This is a genomic window from Acinetobacter sp. SWBY1, assembly GCF_002946595.1.
Classification (GTDB): domain Bacteria; phylum Pseudomonadota; class Gammaproteobacteria; order Pseudomonadales; family Moraxellaceae; genus Acinetobacter; species Acinetobacter towneri.
Genome location: NZ_CP026616.1, coordinates 1,520,979 through 1,538,246, shown reverse-complemented (window position 1 = coordinate 1,538,246; position 17,268 = coordinate 1,520,979). Strand labels below are relative to the sequence as shown.

Here is a 17,268-nt window from a genome sequence, read left to right as displayed (position 1 = left end):
TATGAGCATTGCGCTGTTTGATACGCATACCCATTTTGATGTACCTGATTTTGACTCAGATCGGGAGCAATTGGCGTATGCGGCCAAGGCAGCAGGCGTAGAACATTTGGTACTGATTGGCTTTGTACAATCACGTTTTCAAGATTTAATCTCTACACAACAGTTTTTAAACCAACTTGAGCATGTGCCACAAAGTCATCTTGCACCAGGCTTGCATCCTTTTTATATCGAACAACATCAAGACCAACATTTACAAGATTTAGAACATTTTTTGCAACAACAGCATTGTGTCGCGGTGGGTGAAATTGGCTTAGACACTTTTTTGGTTGAACATAAACAGCCTGAAGCGTTTCAAAAGCAGCAAGATTTTTTTGCCGCGCAATTGGAAATCGCACGCCATCGACAAAAACCTGTACTGCTACATATTCGTAAGGCCCATGCCGAAACCTTAAAAATACTCAAACAACAACAATTTCAGTTTGGTGGCATTGCACATGCTTTTAGCGGTGGGGTAGAAGAAGCCAAAGCACTGATCAAATTGGGCTTTAAAATTGGTGTGACAGGGCAGATTACCAATCCCAATGCAAAAAAACTGCGCCGTGTTGTGCAGGAAATTGGTGCTGAACATTTGGTTTTGGAAACCGACTGCCCCGATATGACGCCTTTATGTTGTCAGACAGATACTCAATCACGAACCCGAAATACCCCTGCGAACCTGATTTATGTGCTTGAAGGTTTAGCGGATTGTTTAGATATTGCACCGCAAACTTTAGCCGCACAGATTTGGCAGAATAGCATTCAAATATTAGACTTGCCTAAACTTTAGATGAAACAACACGAAGTCTGCGAAACGCAGTAAAATGCCCACACTTTGAAATTAGATTTGATTGCAGCATGACAGACCTTCTTCAAGATGATGAATATGAACGCCGTTTTGCGGGTGTGGCCAAGATTTATGGCGACAGTGCTTTTCAGCATTATGCCCAAAGTCATGTCATGGTGATTGGAATTGGCGGTGTCGGCTCTTGGGCAGTTGAGGCGTTGGCACGTACAGGTATCGGCGAGCTGACATTGGTGGATATGGATGTGGTCGCAGCATCTAACATTAACCGTCAATTGCCTGCCATGAGCTCAACCTTGGGGCATGAAAAAATTAATGTCATGGCAGAGCGTTGTCGCGCCATTAATCCACGTATCAAAATTAATTTGGTCGATGATTACCTCAGTCCAGATAACGTCAAAGCGTTATTGGCGACTGCACCTGATTTGATTTTAGATTGCATTGATGACGTAAAAGCTAAACTAGCGTTGATGCTGCATTGTCGTTTTAACAAGATTCCACTGATTGTTTCGGGTGGTGCAGGTGGCAAACTTGATCCGTTGAAAATTCGAGTGGCAGATTTATCTAAAACCGAACAAGACCCAATGTTGGCCAAATTGCGCGCCCAATTACGCAGCAAAGGTATTTGTAAAAAGCCAAAAGAAAAGTTTGGGATTACCTGTGTGTATTCCATCGACAATCCATTTTCTAGTGCCGATGTATGCCCAAGCGCAGGCTTGCGCTGTGGCGGCTATGGTTCGGCGGTGGTGGTCACGTCCAGTTTTGCGATGGTAGCTGTGGCAGAAGTGTTGAAAAAGTTAGATGCCTTACAGGCTAAAAATACATAAATCAAAGCCATGCGAGGCATGGCTTATAAAAAAGTTCTTTGATTTTGCACATCGCCAATGACTTTATTCAGTAGGTCGTTGTAGCTGCTGCTCTTTTAAATAGTCTTCCGTACGCTGCATTGCTGCTTGAATATTGACCAATGCTTGATCTACATCTGCAAATGTTTTGGCATTGCCGCCACTTAGTGCCTGACGCCATTTACGTGCACCTGGCAGGTTTTGGAATAAACCTAAAATATGGCGGGTAATGACAGAAAGTGGTGCACCTTGTTGTAGACGTTGTTCAATATACGGCAACATGCGCTGCATAATTTCAAAACGGTCAGGTAATTCTAGCCCCCATAATTGCCCAAGCTCTGCCAGTAAATAAGGGTTGTGATAGGCTTCACGACCAATCATCACCCCATCGACATGCTTGAGGTGTTGTTGGGTTTCGGCAAACGTTTTAATTCCACCATTAATTTCAATTAACAATTCGGGGCGGTCTTGTTTTAGGCGATACACATCCTCATAACGCAGAGGCGGAACTTCGCGGTTTTCTTTAGGCGATAAACCTTGTAATAAGGCAATTCGGGCATGCACGATAAAGTTATTGCAACCTGTTTGAGCCACAGTATCCACAAAATGCAGCATCTCTGCATAAGAGTGCATGTCATCAATCCCGATGCGATGTTTTACGGTCACAGGAATATCAACCGATTGACGCATGGCGGCAATACACTCTGCAACCAAGTCTGGTTCTGCCATTAAACACGCACCAATTTTATTGTTTTGTACTCGATCACTTGGGCAGCCAACATTCAGGTTGATTTCATCATAACCCCAGTCTTGTGCCATTTTACTGCAGGTCGCAAGGTCTTTCGGATTTGAACCGCCCAACTGCAAGACAATAGGATGTTCTTCTTTGCTGTAATCTAAATGGCGCTTGGCATCACCAAATAAAATTGCGCCAGTGGTTACCATTTCAGTATACAGAATGATATTGGGGTTAAATAAACGTGCAAAAAAACGGTAATCGCGGGTAGTCCAATCCATCATAGGGGCAACCGAAATGCGAGGTTGTAAAGTTTGGATGGCACGTGTCATAACCCACCTGAATTGAAAAACAAAAGCACAAGACCGCGCATTATACGGGGTTTAAATGAAAATCGACAGTGTCCCCACCCCACATCCATTGGCATCAACTTTGCTTTGTTCGCTATGAACACAGCAGCGCAACCGTAGGTGCTAAAGCGGAACTGCTCAGTATTTGTATGCGTAGCCGTTTTTTAGTATGTTGAAAAGATAACGATAACGCAGCATAAGAGTGAGAATAAAATGTTGGTATTAGAAGAAATTTATCGAACTAAGAAAAATGAATTTTCAAAGGCATTTAATTTACGCATGCAGCGCAGTTTAAGTTGGTGGAAAAAAGCCATTGATTTTCATGATGATCTTGATATGCAATTTATGACAGCATGGGTAGCCTTGAGTGCCTTGTATGCGCAAAGTCAGACAGCAGAGCATACACAACAACAGACCTTGCAGCAATTTGTGCAGCGTATGTATCAAAAAGATGTCGATCAGCGCATGGCGAGAATTATTTGGGAAAAATATCCACAAAGTTTAGAGGTGTTGCTGACCAACCCTTATTTGTATCAAAGTTTTTGGGATTGGCGTAATCAAAAAATGACTGAAGCTGAATGGCGTGCAGATTATGAAGCAGAGAAACAGCAGATTATGCAGGCATTGCACATTCATGATTCGGTCACAATTTTGGCATGTTTGTTTAAGCGCTTATTGACGTTACAGCAGCAACTTTTACACGGTGGTGCAACTTATAACAGTGCAATCAACCGCAAACAACTCAGCCATGCCAATACTTTACTGTGTGCGTTGATGCCGTGTTTTATCCAAATTTTATTGGAAAATTTAGAAAATGTGGAGTTGAGTCAGCCATTTTATCCTGTGATGCAAATGTCTTAAGCGACTTGCTTCATTGTAATAGCAGCGTTTAAGGCATGGCGGTGTGTTGACGTTGATGTTGCCAGTCGAGCAGGGCAAAGCTCATTGCGGCGGCAACAAAACACAAACCAACTAGGCAACTCCATAACCATCCACCGTGTTGCCATGCATAGATTCCCAAAGCAGAACCACAAGCACCGCCAGTAAAATAACTGGTCATATAAATTGAGTTAATCCGCGATTTGGCATTGGGGCGTAAGCGAAAAATTACGTTTTGGTTGCTGCTGTGTACGGTGGCAAGCCCAAGGTTAATTAAGCCAAAACCAAGAATATAACTCCATAAGCTGAATTGTCCGTTGTATAGAAAGACCCAGCTAATTGCTAATAAAGCTAAACCACCCCAAGTCAGTGCTGTAACATAGCCGCGATCTGCAATTTTTCCCACATGTTTAGTCGAAAGAGCACCGAATACTCCCACCATTGCCACAATGCCCACCATAAAGTCGGCTAAGCCAAAACTGGATTTGAGTAATACTGCAATGGTAGAAAACAACACACTCATCGCTGCAAAAGCAAACGCACCGAGCAAGGCACGATAGACCAAACGACGTTCTTCTAAAATGAGTTTGCCCATAGACTGAAACACAGCCAAATAACTGAGTTTGCTGGTTGAGACAAACGGCAAGCGCGCTTTGAGTACTGCAGCAATGCATAGCATCAGCACGCCACTAATCAGGTAAATCACTTTCCAATGGAATAAATTAGACAGTAAACCTGCCAAACTGGTCGAAAGTAAAATACCGACCAATAAACCACTCATCAATAAACCGACCACTTCACCCATTTTTTCAGGTTTTACAGTCATGGTGGCAAAAGGAATTAAGACTTGTGCTGCCACAGAAAATAGCCCTGTGATAATCGTGCCAATCCATAACATGCTTAAATTGCTGGAAAAGGCACATAAAAATAAGCCAATCGAGGCCAAAAACATCAATAGGGGAATGAATTTGGTTTTATTGACAATATCGCCCATAGGCACAATGAACAATAAACCCAGTGCATAAGACACTTGTGCAAAAGTCACCGTCAATGCCACTTGGGATTGCGGAATTTGGAAAGATTGATGAATCGAGTAAATCAGCGGTTGGCAATAATAATTCGCACCCGCGCATAGACCACAGGCAATCGCCATCAACCAGAGCAGGGTTTTATCTTGGCTGATGTCGGGTGCAGTGTTCATAATTATCCTAAGATCAATGGTAAAACGAGGTTGCAGTAGCTCAAAGATTGAATCCAATATTCAACTTCATTAGTGGCAGGATGTCGTCTTTAACTTAATGAGAGAACTTGTTTTTGGACAAGGTGATCATCATCACGCCTACAATATTGAGCATGCAGCCGAACCATTGTATGCCATTTAGATGTTCACCTAAAAATGCTGTGGCCAATAGAATCGTCAAGATGGGGCCAATTGAAGCAATCATGGCCGATTGTGCCGCACCTAAACGGGCGATACTGTGCGCCATGAGTAAGGTGGGCAAGACTGTGACAAATATCCCTAAAGCAATACCATAGCCTAGCACTTCTACAGGCAGTTGTTGTACCAGTCCCAGTGGATTCGGTGTGACCAAACTGTAATGCGTAAGCGTGCCGATGCAGGCAATACTTAAAGCCAGACCTGTAAAATTCCATGAACCAAAATGCTGAATCAGGCTTTTGGTCAGCAATAAATAGCCTGCAAAACACACCGCACTGGCAAACACCAAACTGCTGCCTAACCAAAAATACGTGTCATGCGGGGTATTGCTCTGTTCCTGTAACATCACAATCACTGTTCCGCCATAACTCAGGGCAATTGCAAATAGGCTCAGCCAGCTCAGTTTCTGTCGATACATTACGCTCGAAGCCAGAACGGTGAGCGTTGGGTATAAAAACAGAATAATGCGTTCTAATGAGGCACTAATGAACATCAGCCCTAAAAAATCCAACCAGCTGGAAAAATAATAGCCCATCAAACCTGCAAAAATCAGCAACAGCCAATTGCGTGTAGAGATGTTGCGACTGTGATGGCGATTGAGCCAACAAATCAGCAAGAAGAAAGGCAGGGCACTTGCCATGCGCAAAGCCATGAGTACGGTTGCGTCGACCAACGGTGAAAGCGCATAAGCCTGTTTAATAAAAATAGCTTTGGTGCTAAACAAAAAAGCAGCAAATAAAGCGAAGATTGAGCCCCATTGTGTGGCGTTAAGTCTTATCATGAAAAATGCTGTCGAGCAAGGTGGATGCAAGAGAAGTGACACATGCCGCGCACACAAATGCAAGTTGCATGATAGATAAAGGCAGATGCGACTGCATGGATCAAGCTGTGTGTGCTGTATTTGAGCAAGCATAGCTGATTTTATGCAGATGGTCTGCTTGAGATGGCATAAATTTTGTGAAAAGTAGAGTAAATGAGCTTTGCACGATAATGGTGCAAATTAGCTAAAAATATTGCAAAACAGAGAAAATCCATCATCAGACTAAATGACGCACAAAAAAAATGAAAAAAATAGCAGCACTTAACTTAGACCTGAGTTGAATAAATTCAAGCTTCTTTTAAAAGTTTTACTGTTTCAAATATTCGATTTTACTCATAAGGCAAAGGTAGGTTTTTCTAAGGTTTTCAGATGCGCAAAACACTTCTAAATTGAACCTTGTTGTGCGGTGTAAAAATTGTCAAAAAAGTCAATTTGGTGTTTAAGTTTTTGCTTTTAGCGCTTAAATGTATAGATATGCAATCTTTTAGCGCTAAGTCGGATTTTCCCAATTAAGTGAAATGCGTGTCAGAATGATCAATGCTTAATTCATTTAAATGTGGTCAACTGCAAGCTCAAAGCATCGCTTTTTTTCTTTTAGACACTTCAAATCGAAGTTTTGCTGAATAATTAGACTTATATTCAAGAAGCAAAACTTATCAATTATATCTCGCAACAATATTTTTATGAATCATCAGTTCAAAATATGGGTATTTATTAAATAAATATTGGGTGGTAATTTAAAAATGTTGCATTAGAATCCAAAAATTCAACAAAACTTATCCTGAGGGGAAAGCATCGTTATCCACGATGTTGACTTAAGAAAAACTAGCTTGAGGAACGCTCATGCAGATCGGAATTCCAACCGAAACTGTTGTCGGTGAAAATCGTGTCGCTGCGACGCCAGAAACAGTAAAGAAGTTGATTAGCGCGGGTCATAGCGTAGTCATTGAACGTGGTGCAGGCGTAAAAGCCGCTTATATCGACAGCGCTTATGAACAAGTATGCGCGACCATGACAGATGATGCTTATCGCGGTAGCCAAATGATTTTGAAAGTTCGTGCCCCAAAGGGTGAAGAAATTCAAAAACTTGCACCGAACAGCACTGTGGTGGCGATGTTTGATCCTTACCGCAATACTGAATTAGACCAATTTGCTTCGGCTCAGGTGTCTGCATTTGCTTTAGAGCTTTTGCCACGTACCTTGTCGCGTGCGCAAAATATGGACGTGTTGTCATCACAAGCCAACTTGGCAGGTTATAAATCTGTGTTGTTGGCTGCAGCAGAATATCAACGCATGTTCCCAATGTTAATGACGGCAGCGGGTACTGTAAAACCTGCGCGTGTTGTGATCATGGGTGTGGGTGTTGCTGGTTTGCAAGCCATTGCAACAGCGAAGCGTTTAGGTGCTGTAGTCGAAGCAACTGACTTGCGTCCAACGGCAAAAGATCAGGTGGAATCTTTGGGTGGTAAGTGGTTAGACGTACCAATGTCTGAAGAAGAACAACAAAAAGCTGCCGATGCTGCCAAAAATGGTTATGGCTGGATGCCTGGTGAACAATACATTAAAGACCAAGCAGTGATTGTCGATAAAGCCGTTTCTAATGCGGATATCGTGATCACCACTGCGTTATTGCCGGGTCGTGATGCACCGCGTTTAATCAAAGCGGAAACTGTGGCAAAAATGAAGCCGGGTTCTGTGATTTTAGATATGGCAGTCGAAACGGGCGGTAACGTCGAAGGTTCACAATGCGGTGAAACTGTAGTGACTGCCAATGGTGTGAAAATTTTGGGTATTCCAAATATTCCATCGACTGTATCGACAGAAGCATCTGCACTATATGCGCGTAATGTGTTGAATTTTGTTGAAACATTATTTGATAACGACAAGAACTTCGCATTGAATCCTGAAGAAGAAATTCAGAAAGCGTTGCTGGTCACTCATAACGGTCAAGTGCTGTTAAAGCGTGGTTAAGGAGAATTCTCATGGTTGAAACAATTACGATTTTTGTCCTTGCCATCTTCGTAGGTTACTACGTGGTGTGGGGGGTAACACCTGCGTTACATACGCCATTAATGGCAGTAACCAATGCACTTTCTTCAATCATTATTGTCGGTGCGATGATTCAAACTGTTGGTCTACCAATCATGGGTGTAGAAGGCAGTGTCGATTTCCAAACCATTAATGTGGTGAGTGTACTGGGTGCGATTGCTGTGTTCTTGGCAAGCATCAATATTTTCGGTGGTTTTGCAGTGACTGCACGTATGCTGGAAATGTTCAAACCAAAAGCAAAGAAAAAAGAGGGCTAATGCATGGAATTTATTCGTGAATATGCAGACTGGTTCTATTTAATCGGGGCTGTGCTCTTTATCTTAACTTTACGTGGTTTGTCTGGGCCTAAAACTGCGATTGCGGGCAACCGTTACGGCATGATCGCAATGGCGATTGCAGTCTTGACTACATTCTTTGTGGCAGACAATCCAGTTGTGTGGATGATTCTGGCAGCTATGGCAGCAGGTGCGGTGGTGGGTATTGCCCGCGCACGTACGGTGCCAATGACTCAAATGCCTGAAACTGTAGCGTTAATGCACTCTTTAGTCGGTTTGGCTGCAGTTTTAATTGCGATTGCTGCGATTATTCATAACAACAAGTTGATTGAACTTGGTCCAGACTTGTTGGCTACAAATGGCATTACTTTCCATGAAATGAGCAAAGTTCATTTATTTGAATTGTTTGTGGGCTGTTTCGTGGGGGCGATTACCTTTACTGCATCTGTATTTGCATACGGTAAATTGGCGGCGAAGAAATGGGCAAAAACTATTTCGGGTGCATGGGTAAAACCTGTTCAGGCGTTAATTTTCCTTGCCATGCTCGGTTTTGGGATTCACTTCTTCCTGAGCGGCAACATGACTTCATTCTGGGCAATGACAGGTTTAGCATTGGCATTCGGGTGGGTATGGATTGCACCAGTGGGTGGTGGTGACATGCCAGTTGTGGTGTCATTGTTGAACTCGTTCTCAGGTTGGGCGGCAGCAGGTATTGGTTTCACACTTGAAAACAACATGCTGATTGTTGCAGGCTCATTGGTCGGTTCTTCAGGTGCGATTCTGTCTTACATCATGTGTAAAGCCATGAACCGTTCAATCATCAACGTATTGTTTGGTGGTGCGATGGGCGGTGCAGCAGCACCAACGGCAGCAGCGGGTGCGCAAGTGCAACGTAACTACCGTTCAGGTTCTGCTGATGATGCTGGCTTCTTGATGTCAAATGCAGACAGCGTAGTAATTGTACCGGGCTATGGTATGGCGCAAGGTCGTGCACAAAATGCAGTTAAAGAATTGGCTAACTTGCTGAAAGAACAAGGTGTAACTGTTCGCTTTGCGATTCACCCAGTGGCAGGTCGTATGCCGGGTCACATGAACGTATTACTTGCAGAAGCAGACGTACCGTATGAAGACATCTTAGAAATGGACGAAATCAACTCAGATTTCCCGGCAACAGATGTGGTGTTGGTGATTGGTGCAAATGACGTAGTTAACCCTGCGGCAAAAGACGATCCAAACTCGCCAATTTACGGCATGCCAATTCTTGAAGCGCATAAAGCACGTACCATTATGGTCATCAAGCGCTCAATGGCAACAGGTTATGCGGGTCTAGACAACGACTTGTTCTATAACGACAAGACCATGATGATCTTTGGTGATGCCAAGAAAGTTGTGGAAGATATGACTAAATCAATCAACGGTACAGGTCACTAAGACACTGTTTCTAGATATGAAACCGCCTTCGGGCGGTTTTTTTTATGGCTGATGTAAAGTGGTTAATTGAGACCAGGCAGATTGAGTTCGGGCGAGTTTTATAGGATTGGTTTGAAGCAATGTATTGGGTAGGGGATGATATAAACCAATATTTGGTGGGTAGATTAATGCGATATAAAAATGATTAGGGATATGAGCTTCAAAAGATCCGCATTAAAAAAGCGACTTATTTGAAAGTCGCTTTTTGTGTATCTTTAAGGCTGCTCAAGTGAGCTGTTGTATTAAGCAACAGACTCAGGCGTAGTGCGCCATAAGCTTTCTAGGTCATAGAATTTACGTGCTGTTGGTAGCATGATGTGAACCACTACCATACCAAGATCGACCAAGATCCATTCTGCATCACGTTCACCTTCAATACCAATTGGGCGGAAGCCTGCTTTGCGCGCTTCTTCGGCAACATTGTCGGCAAGAGATTTTACGTGGCGAGTTGATGTACCGCTAGCAATCACTATGGCATCTGAAACATTGCTGATGCTGCTGACATCAAGTTCAACAATTTCTTTGGCTTTTACATCAAGGAGAGCTTCATGTACAACTTTAAGACAAGTTTGTACGTCATGCTTTTGGGTATTCATTGCAAGATCGTGAGAATTAGAAGCGCCGGGCGATGGTTCTAAATTCATGGGGTGTATAATTTCCTAAAATTATTCATCGTCTAATATAGCTGTTTTAGCCTGAAATTTCAAATCGGTTTAATTTTAACCACTTTGATTTGAGGGAAAGTATTTGTCTTTCCATGCAAATGATTGATTTGACGCCAGACTTGGGCGGTATTCTGCAGCGATATAGCCTGAATAAGCACTGTGCTGTAACCATTTGAAAATAGTAGTATAGTCTAGCTCGCCTGAATCGGGTTCATGGCGTCCTGGATTGTCGGCAAACTGGATATGACCAATATCCTGAATGTTTTCTTGCAATGCGCTCAGCACATCTTCACCCATCATCGCCATGTGATAACAGTCGTATTGCATTTTAAGAGCAGGATGTTTGACTGCTTCTAGCATCTCTTGAGCTTGCGCAATATTTTGTACTAAAAAGCGTGGCATGTCGGTGCCATTAATCATTTCAAAGACAGGCTGAATATGATGTTGAGTGAGCATCGAGCAGGCCAGTTTTAGGTTTTCTGCCAGTGTGTTTAAGCAAGGCAGTAAATCGGCATCGACAGGTTGTTTGCCTGCCAAAATATTGACGCTAGGGACATTTAATGCCGTGGCATAGCGGATGGCTAACTCTAAGGCATGATGAAATTCAATCTCTTTTCCGGGTACGCCCGCCAAACCATTGCCGCCTTGCATGAGGTCACCCGCAGGGACATTGATTAAACACAGGCTGAGTTGGTGGAGTGTGAGTTGGGTTTGAATCTGCTCAATACTCAGCTCATAGGGAAATTGAATTTCAACATGCTGAAAACCATGTTCGCGTGCAAGGGCAAAGCGTTCAATTAAAGGCACTTCGGTAAAAATCATCGACAGATTAACCGCCAGTTTAGACATGCAGGTGCTCCTTGCAGGCAAAGGTTGGATCAGGAATCAAGCCGATTAAGCTTCGACCTGATGAATAATGGTGGCTAAATCTGCTTCTGCAAAACCCTTGGCTTGATGGGCTTGCAGTTGTGAAAGGGCTTTTTCTGCCACAGGAATCTGTAACTGAAATTGCGCTGCCAGTTGTAAGGCATTGTTTAAATCTTTAGACAGGGTTTTGACTTTCCATTGCACAGGCTCAAAACTGTGAGTTGCCATACGTGGAGTTAAAATCTGAAACGGTTTCGAGTCGGCAAAACCACCCGCCAAAGCAGGTGCAAGTAAACGGGTGTCTACGCCTGCCTGTCCTGCTAAGGCAACAGCTTCGGCAATTAGGGTGCTGTTGGCAGCAACAATCAGTTGGTTGCAGATTTTAGTGGCTTGTCCTGTGCCTGTTTCACCCATACGGGTTACACGTTGTGACAGCACATGATAAATCGGGCTTAATTTTTCGATGGTGTTTGCATCACCCCCTGCAAAAATCACCAAACTACCTTGTTCGGCTCCCGCAGTGCCTCCCGATACAGGTGAGTCAATCCATGTGACCTGTTTGAGGTTGGCTTGCTGCGCTAGCTTTTGGGTTTGATCTACAGACAAACTGGAAAAATCGACAATGACTTGTTGAGCAGTCAAAAAAGGCTCAATTTGATCTAATACAGCTTGGACGGCATGATCATCGGCAAGGCAACTCAAGATCACTGGATATTGTCCGATCTCGCTCAATTGCAGCGGTTTTGCCCCCAGACTGAGCACAGATTCGCAAGCCGCAGGGCTACGATTCCACACCGCGACCTCAAAACCTGCCTGAACTAAGCGGGTTGCCATGCGCGTCCCCATAAGTCCCATACCTAAAAAAGCGATTTTTGTGTCACGATCAAAATGCATAGCGCTGATTCTCCATTTTTGCCTACAGTACAAGTCTGGCTTGAAATGTCAATTTAGCCTTTGGTCAAAGTCTGTTGTGTCTGAGCTGCATTAAAACTGACGCGGTGCAAAGGTCACTTCAGGATTCTTGTCCTTTTTACGTGCCAGTTGGCTATTTTTACCTAGCAATAATTTTAATTGCCAAATTTTTTCTAAACGTAAAGATTTATTTGGAGAATGTTCCATGGCATCCAGCACTTGTTTGGCTGCAGCCAGTGCATCTGGGGAGCGCTGTGCAATTTCTTCGGCAAGAGTTTGTGCCTTTTGCAAAGGTGTTGCATTTAAATGCGTGACCAAGCCAATTTCTTTGGCATAGTTGGCATCAAAAATACGTGCAGTTAAGGTCAGCTCTTTGGCAAGATCTAGGCCAATTAAACCTTTTAAAGAGCGGCTCAGCCCCATATCAGGCACTAAGCCCCAGCGGCTTTCCATAATCGACATTTGCGTGTCAGGATGAGCGATACGAATATCTGCAGCTAAAGCCAATTGCATTCCTGCGCCAAAACAATAACCTTCAATTGCAGCAATTACAGGTACAGGCAATTGTTGCCAAACGAGAAATGCTTTTTGAAACAGGCTTTGCCCCGGCTTAATTAACTCCCAAGCTGCAAATGCACGGTTTTGTGGATTATTGAGGTCGGCCAAATCAATGCCTGCACTAAATACGTTTGCTTCGCCTGTTAAAATCACACAACGTAAGTTGCGGTCTTTTTTAAGTTTTTCTGCAGTGTGCACCAATTCTTTAAGTAGGGCAAAACTCATGGCATTGCGTTTGTCTGGGCGGTTTAGGAAAACTGTGGCGATGCCATTATTTTTTTCGATTCGAAGTAAAGTCATGATGTGAGCTCTTGTTTTTACTGAGCAAAGCATAGCATGCACAGACCCAAGATAAATGACAGCAGAGTCACGGCCAAATCCGTCGGCTCAGCCTGAAAGAATTGATAAAATTATGTGATGCGCTTCGTGAAACTTATATTTAAAAAACAATTTTTATTTGGACGAAATGACATTCATCCTACTTTATCCACTATGAACTCGTTGCTGTATGTTGAGCAAAAATATGTTCTGCTGCATGTTCCACTTGTTGGATACATGCTTTTAACTCCTGATAACGATTGAGTACTTCCTGCACAAACAGATCATCGGCTTTACGGCGTTCTTTACGCAATGTCGAAACAAACTGTTCAAATGAACCTGTTACTTCTTGCAGGTTTGGCGTGCCAACATAACGGGTTGCACCATACAGACGATGCAACACATGCTCGAGTTGCGGGAAATCTTCAAGTTCAATAAGCTGTTCAATTTCATGCAATTCTGTGGCAAAGCTATCTACCAACATTTTCAGTAAATCCATTGCAAGGTCTTCTTTGTTGGCAGCCAGCATCAGGCTTTGTTGCCAATCCAACACCTGTGGGTCTAGCGCTTCAATCACAATGACTTTATCGATTGCAGGTGGTTTATTAAAACTTTGGGTGGTCCAATGGGTTAAAATCTGGATGATTTGTTCAATCTGAATCGGTTTGGTGACATAGTCATCCATACCAACTTTGAGTAATTTTTGCTTTTCATCGGCAAGTGCATGTGCGGTGAGGGCAATAATAGGCAAGCGTTTGTGGTTTTCTAAAGTCGACTCTAATGAACGAATTGCGCGAGTGGTATCTATCCCTGACATCACAGGCATTTGAATATCCATAAAGATCAGGTCAAAGGGTTGCTGCTCCTGTTCAATGCGTTGCTGCAAAATCCCCAACGCTTCCTGACCACTTTGCGCTTTGGTAGTGGTCACATTCAGTTCGCCCAACAAGGCTTCGAGTACAATCAGGTTGGGTAGATGGTCATCCACCGCTAAAACGTGCAGGCCTTTACCATCAAATGATGCAGAATCTTGTTCATCAAAATTATTTTCATTGTTAAGTAAGTCAATTAATGCTGAACGACTGAGCGGTTGATACAAAGCCCGTGCACGATATTCATTTAATAGGCTTGGGTCTAGCGCCATTTGATAGCCATATACCGCCAAATTGCCTTGATAACGGGTACGAATTTCTTTTAACAAGGCTTCGGTGTCGCCGCTGTGGTCAACAATCAACCAAGTGTTGTCTTGCAGGCCAGATACATCTTTTAAGCGGCTAAATAAATCTAGAATTGAAGCGGCTTCAATATGTCGCACTGCATAATTTTCAAGATAATGACGCAAGATATTGGCTGTGGCAGGGTGCGCCAAATAGGACACTACCTGAATCTCTTTAAAAGTTGGATGCTGTTGAGCATGCGCTTCATCTACCGTAAACAAGGCAGTAAACCAGAAGGTCGAGCCTTTTTCGGTTGGGGCACGTTCCTGATTGTCTTCAAAGCCAATTTGACCTTGCATTAAATGAACCAATTGTTTGGAAATGGCCAAACCTAACCCTGTACCACCAAATTGACGCGTGACCGAAGTATCACCCTGAGAGAACGACTCAAACAGTTTTTTACGGTCCGCGCCGCTTAAACCAATACCGCTATCTTGGACGCTAAAGTGAATCAGACATTGTCCAATATCATCATGTTCTACCCGCGTCCGTACAATAATTTCACCATCGGGGGTGAATTTAATCGCATTGGAAATTAAATTGGTCAAAATTTGCTTGAAACGTAAAGCATCGCCCAGCACATATTGCGGCACATTATTGGCAAAATAAAAGGCCATGTTGATGTTTTTTTGCGCAGCCAATGGCGAGAGCATATCCATTACATCAAAAATAGCTTCTTCTAAATCAAAGGGTGCTGTATCCAGTTCCAGTTTGCCTGCATCAATTTTGGAAAAATCCAACACATCATTAATCAGTGCTAAAAGATGCGCCGATGATTTACGAATGGTTTGTAAATATAAATTCTGCTCATTACTTAGATTTTCTTGACGTAATAACAGATGGATAAAGCCGTCGATACTGTTTAGCGGTGTTCTGAGTTCGTGGCTGATGTTGGCTAAAAATACCGATTTAGACTGGTTGGCAGAAATCGCTTGGTCACGTGCCTGACGATAAGTGATGTTCTGTACTTCCAAAGTATCGAGGGTGCGACGCAAGTCATCTTCAGTTTGTTCGGTGTGTTCTTTGAGTTCTAAAAAGCTGGAATGCAGGCGTTTTACCACATTGGCAATATCCCGCTGCAATAAGCGTAATTCGCCAGTGCTGTTAATGACCATGTGTTGATCGAGTGTATCCGCATTTAGGCGTTGTAGTTGCATGCGAATTTCATACATGGGTGCAATCCAGCGACGTGAATAGAAGTTCAGACACAGCAATAACAGCAATAAAGTCAGTAAGCCTGTGGCAATTAATACAATCATGACCCGATAACGGGCTATTTGTAGCGGTTGATTGTCTAGTTCAATTAGTAACCATGCAGGTCGGTTGATGTCTTGCTGAATTTGCATGCCATACACATGATTATTTTTATACTGAATTGGGCCAAAAAAATCGGCATTTGTAGGGAATTGGGGCCATTCGTCTTGATCCTGAAAGCCCATGCTTAAACGCCGTGTACCCGAAGCATCAATCAGTGCAGTACGAACCAAATGCTTTTCGTTCATCATATTTTGCATATAAGAACGGGCTTCTTCGTACTTCCACGGAAAGCTAGCCAGTTGATGCAAAGCTGCTTCAGATGGCAACTCAAAACGGGTCAAAATCGCAATTGCCATTTGTCGCTGCTGTGCTTTTGCGGCATTCGAGGTTTCGGATAAAACCAGCATCGTGCCGACGCATGCCAAAACCATAATTGGCACAAAAATAAGTGCAATCAGCTGTCCATAAGCATGATTTAAATGTAAGCGCTTAAATAACTTTTTATTGATATTTGACATGGTTAACGCAGTTCAATCCCTATGTTTGGCAGTTTAGCATGCTTTATTTCTCCTGACTGTGTTTTCATCTGTTTGGAGCGAGCGGTGCAAATTTATCTTGTTATTTGTAATCAATCTGCTGTGAGAATTTTTGGCATTCATCTAGTAAAAACTAGCCATTAAAAATGGATTCATCCCAGCTTGAATTATTTAGATGGTGAGTGATGCATAAATTGTCGGCAGACTATTGCTGTTTTGATAAAAAGCCTGTGAAAAACGTGCAGGAAGATGCAAATTTTCATACAATAAGCCCACCTTGATATTGGTGCACAGCATGCGTGATACCCAACCAGACTTCCAAAGTGATGAATTTTTGTTAGATCATTATGTGGGCAAAACCCCATTAGTGCGTTTGCAGCGTTTGGCAAGTCATACGCAGGCAACGGTTTTAGCAAAACTGGAAGGCAATAACCCTGCGGGTTCTGTTAAAGATCGTCCTGCCTACAACATGATTATGCAGGCGGAAAAACGCGGTGAAATTCAACCGGGCGATACTTTAATTGAAGCAACTAGTGGCAATACGGGCATTGCTTTGGCGATGGTAGCCGCCATGCGTGGTTATAAAATGCAGCTGATTATGCCTGACAACATGAGCCAAGAGCGTAAAGATGCCATGCGTGCCTATGGTGCAGAGTTGATTGAAGTGACCAAAGCACAAGGCATGGAAGGTGCACGTGATTTGGCTTTGCAAATGCAACGTGAAGGCAAAGGCTTGGTGCTGAATCAATTTGGTAATCCTGACAATGTGCAGGCACACTATCTGACCACGGGCCCTGAAATTTGGCAGCAAACGGGTGGAAAAATCACTCACTTTGTCAGTTCTATGGGTACCACAGGTACCATTATGGGCGTGTCTAAATACTTAAAAGAACAAAACCCAGAAATCCAAATTATTGGTTTACAACCTTCCGATGGTTCAAGTATTGCAGGGATTCGTCGTTGGCCTGAAGCCTATTTACCCACCATTTTTGACCGCAGCCGTGTTGACCGTATTATTGATATTCCACAAATTGAAGCGGAAAAAACCATGCGCAAATTAGCGCAAAAAGAAGGCATCAGCGCAGGCACATCATCGGGTGGGGCGGTTTGGGCAGCTTTAAAAATTGCCGAAGAAAATCCAAACGCAGTCATCGTTTGTATTGTCTGTGACCGTGGTGATCGTTATTTATCGACAGGTTTATTCTCTGTTCAAGATACTGAATCGTGATATCCAT

15 protein-coding genes are annotated in these 17,268 nt (G+C 43.2%); 7 read left to right on the top strand and 8 right to left on the bottom strand.

Going from position 1 to position 17,268, the window contains the following annotated elements:
* Nucleotide 1 precedes the first annotated feature (1 nt).
* Both C3Y93_RS07320 and C3Y93_RS07315 read left to right on the top strand, forming a co-directional pair.
* A complete protein-coding gene (locus tag C3Y93_RS07320; protein ID WP_004974890.1) occupies nucleotides 2–826 on the top strand; it encodes a TatD family hydrolase in 825 nt (274 codons plus the stop codon).
* A 68-nt stretch (nucleotides 827–894) separates the two neighbouring features.
* Nucleotides 895–1,668 carry a ThiF family adenylyltransferase gene (locus C3Y93_RS07315; RefSeq protein WP_004974901.1) on the top strand — a complete coding sequence of 258 codons (774 nt, stop codon included), beginning with the start codon at nucleotides 895–897 and terminating at the stop codon, nucleotides 1,666–1,668.
* A 63-nt stretch (nucleotides 1,669–1,731) separates the two neighbouring features.
* On the opposite strand, the gene dusA is transcribed toward C3Y93_RS07315, so the two are convergent.
* On the bottom strand, nucleotides 1,732–2,754 hold the full coding sequence (dusA, locus tag C3Y93_RS07310; RefSeq protein WP_104852539.1) for a tRNA dihydrouridine(20/20a) synthase DusA: 1,023 nt from the start codon (nucleotides 2,752–2,754) through the stop codon (nucleotides 1,732–1,734).
* Nucleotides 2,755–2,985: 231 nt separating this feature from the next.
* Between dusA and C3Y93_RS07305 the strand changes: the two genes are divergently transcribed.
* Nucleotides 2,986–3,633 (top strand): hypothetical protein, encoded by a 648-nt coding sequence (locus C3Y93_RS07305; protein ID WP_104852538.1) that lies wholly within the window; start codon nucleotides 2,986–2,988, stop codon nucleotides 3,631–3,633.
* 28 nt (nucleotides 3,634–3,661) lie between these two features.
* On the opposite strand, the gene C3Y93_RS07300 is transcribed toward C3Y93_RS07305, so the two are convergent.
* Both C3Y93_RS07300 and C3Y93_RS07295 read right to left on the bottom strand, forming a co-directional pair.
* Nucleotides 3,662–4,852: an MFS transporter gene (locus tag C3Y93_RS07300; RefSeq protein ID WP_104852537.1), complete on the bottom strand. Its 1,191-nt coding sequence runs from the start codon at nucleotides 4,850–4,852 to the stop codon at nucleotides 3,662–3,664.
* 94 nt (nucleotides 4,853–4,946) lie between these two features.
* Complete coding sequence (locus C3Y93_RS07295; RefSeq protein ID WP_104852536.1) at nucleotides 4,947–5,870, bottom strand: DMT family transporter; 924 nt, start codon at nucleotides 5,868–5,870, stop codon at nucleotides 4,947–4,949.
* An 882-nt stretch (nucleotides 5,871–6,752) separates the two neighbouring features.
* On the opposite strand from C3Y93_RS07295, the gene C3Y93_RS07285 reads away from it, so the two are divergent.
* Genes C3Y93_RS07285 through C3Y93_RS07275 form a run of 3 tightly spaced genes read left to right on the top strand, consistent with a single transcriptional unit; the run spans nucleotide 6,753 to nucleotide 9,664 of the window.
* Nucleotides 6,753–7,880 carry a Re/Si-specific NAD(P)(+) transhydrogenase subunit alpha gene (locus tag C3Y93_RS07285; RefSeq protein ID WP_104852535.1) on the top strand — a complete coding sequence of 376 codons (1,128 nt, stop codon included), beginning with the start codon at nucleotides 6,753–6,755 and terminating at the stop codon, nucleotides 7,878–7,880.
* Between the two features lie 11 nt (nucleotides 7,881–7,891).
* Nucleotides 7,892–8,215 (top strand): proton-translocating transhydrogenase family protein, encoded by a 324-nt coding sequence (locus C3Y93_RS07280; protein ID WP_004974924.1) that lies wholly within the window; start codon nucleotides 7,892–7,894, stop codon nucleotides 8,213–8,215.
* A gap of 3 nt (nucleotides 8,216–8,218) precedes the next feature.
* A complete protein-coding gene (locus C3Y93_RS07275; RefSeq protein WP_104852534.1) occupies nucleotides 8,219–9,664 on the top strand; it encodes an NAD(P)(+) transhydrogenase (Re/Si-specific) subunit beta in 1,446 nt (481 codons plus the stop codon).
* 281 nt (nucleotides 9,665–9,945) lie between these two features.
* Here C3Y93_RS07275 and rsfS read toward each other — a convergent pair whose 3' ends face one another.
* The 5 genes from rsfS to C3Y93_RS07250 form a co-directional block, all read right to left on the bottom strand.
* A complete protein-coding gene (gene rsfS / locus C3Y93_RS07270) occupies nucleotides 9,946–10,347 on the bottom strand; it encodes a ribosome silencing factor (RefSeq protein ID WP_004974926.1) in 402 nt (133 codons plus the stop codon).
* A 75-nt stretch (nucleotides 10,348–10,422) separates the two neighbouring features.
* Complete coding sequence (locus tag C3Y93_RS07265) at nucleotides 10,423–11,217, bottom strand: hydroxypyruvate isomerase family protein (protein WP_096901402.1); 795 nt, start codon at nucleotides 11,215–11,217, stop codon at nucleotides 10,423–10,425.
* Between the two features lie 45 nt (nucleotides 11,218–11,262).
* Nucleotides 11,263–12,129, bottom strand: coding sequence for an NAD(P)-dependent oxidoreductase (locus C3Y93_RS07260; RefSeq protein ID WP_104852533.1), 867 nt, complete (start codon nucleotides 12,127–12,129; stop codon nucleotides 11,263–11,265).
* A gap of 90 nt (nucleotides 12,130–12,219) precedes the next feature.
* A complete protein-coding gene (locus C3Y93_RS07255) occupies nucleotides 12,220–13,005 on the bottom strand; it encodes a crotonase/enoyl-CoA hydratase family protein (protein ID WP_104852532.1) in 786 nt (261 codons plus the stop codon).
* A 190-nt stretch (nucleotides 13,006–13,195) separates the two neighbouring features.
* Nucleotides 13,196–16,015: an ATP-binding protein gene (locus C3Y93_RS07250; RefSeq protein WP_104852531.1), complete on the bottom strand. Its 2,820-nt coding sequence runs from the start codon at nucleotides 16,013–16,015 to the stop codon at nucleotides 13,196–13,198.
* 313 nt (nucleotides 16,016–16,328) lie between these two features.
* Between C3Y93_RS07250 and cysM the strand changes: the two genes are divergently transcribed.
* Complete coding sequence (cysM, locus tag C3Y93_RS07245; RefSeq protein ID WP_104852530.1) at nucleotides 16,329–17,261, top strand: cysteine synthase CysM; 933 nt, start codon at nucleotides 16,329–16,331, stop codon at nucleotides 17,259–17,261.
* The last annotated feature ends 7 nt before the right edge of the window (nucleotides 17,262–17,268 follow it).

Coding starts and splice junctions, on each gene's coding strand:
- C3Y93_RS07320 (WP_004974890.1), top strand. CDS start 2: ATGAGCATTGCGCTGTTTGATACGCATACCCATTTTGATGTACCTGAT.
- C3Y93_RS07315 (WP_004974901.1), top strand. CDS start 895: ATGACAGACCTTCTTCAAGATGATGAATATGAACGCCGTTTTGCGGGT.
- dusA (WP_104852539.1), bottom strand. CDS start 2,754: ATGACACGTGCCATCCAAACTTTACAACCTCGCATTTCGGTTGCCCCT.
- C3Y93_RS07305 (WP_104852538.1), top strand. CDS start 2,986: ATGTTGGTATTAGAAGAAATTTATCGAACTAAGAAAAATGAATTTTCA.
- C3Y93_RS07300 (WP_104852537.1), bottom strand. CDS start 4,852: ATGAACACTGCACCCGACATCAGCCAAGATAAAACCCTGCTCTGGTTG.
- C3Y93_RS07295 (WP_104852536.1), bottom strand. CDS start 5,870: ATGATAAGACTTAACGCCACACAATGGGGCTCAATCTTCGCTTTATTT.
- C3Y93_RS07285 (WP_104852535.1), top strand. CDS start 6,753: ATGCAGATCGGAATTCCAACCGAAACTGTTGTCGGTGAAAATCGTGTC.
- C3Y93_RS07280 (WP_004974924.1), top strand. CDS start 7,892: ATGGTTGAAACAATTACGATTTTTGTCCTTGCCATCTTCGTAGGTTAC.
- C3Y93_RS07275 (WP_104852534.1), top strand. CDS start 8,219: ATGGAATTTATTCGTGAATATGCAGACTGGTTCTATTTAATCGGGGCT.
- rsfS (WP_004974926.1), bottom strand. CDS start 10,347: ATGAATTTAGAACCATCGCCCGGCGCTTCTAATTCTCACGATCTTGCA.
- C3Y93_RS07265 (WP_096901402.1), bottom strand. CDS start 11,217: ATGTCTAAACTGGCGGTTAATCTGTCGATGATTTTTACCGAAGTGCCT.
- C3Y93_RS07260 (WP_104852533.1), bottom strand. CDS start 12,129: ATGCATTTTGATCGTGACACAAAAATCGCTTTTTTAGGTATGGGACTT.
- C3Y93_RS07255 (WP_104852532.1), bottom strand. CDS start 13,005: ATGACTTTACTTCGAATCGAAAAAAATAATGGCATCGCCACAGTTTTC.
- C3Y93_RS07250 (WP_104852531.1), bottom strand. CDS start 16,015: ATGTCAAATATCAATAAAAAGTTATTTAAGCGCTTACATTTAAATCAT.
- cysM (WP_104852530.1), top strand. CDS start 16,329: ATGCGTGATACCCAACCAGACTTCCAAAGTGATGAATTTTTGTTAGAT.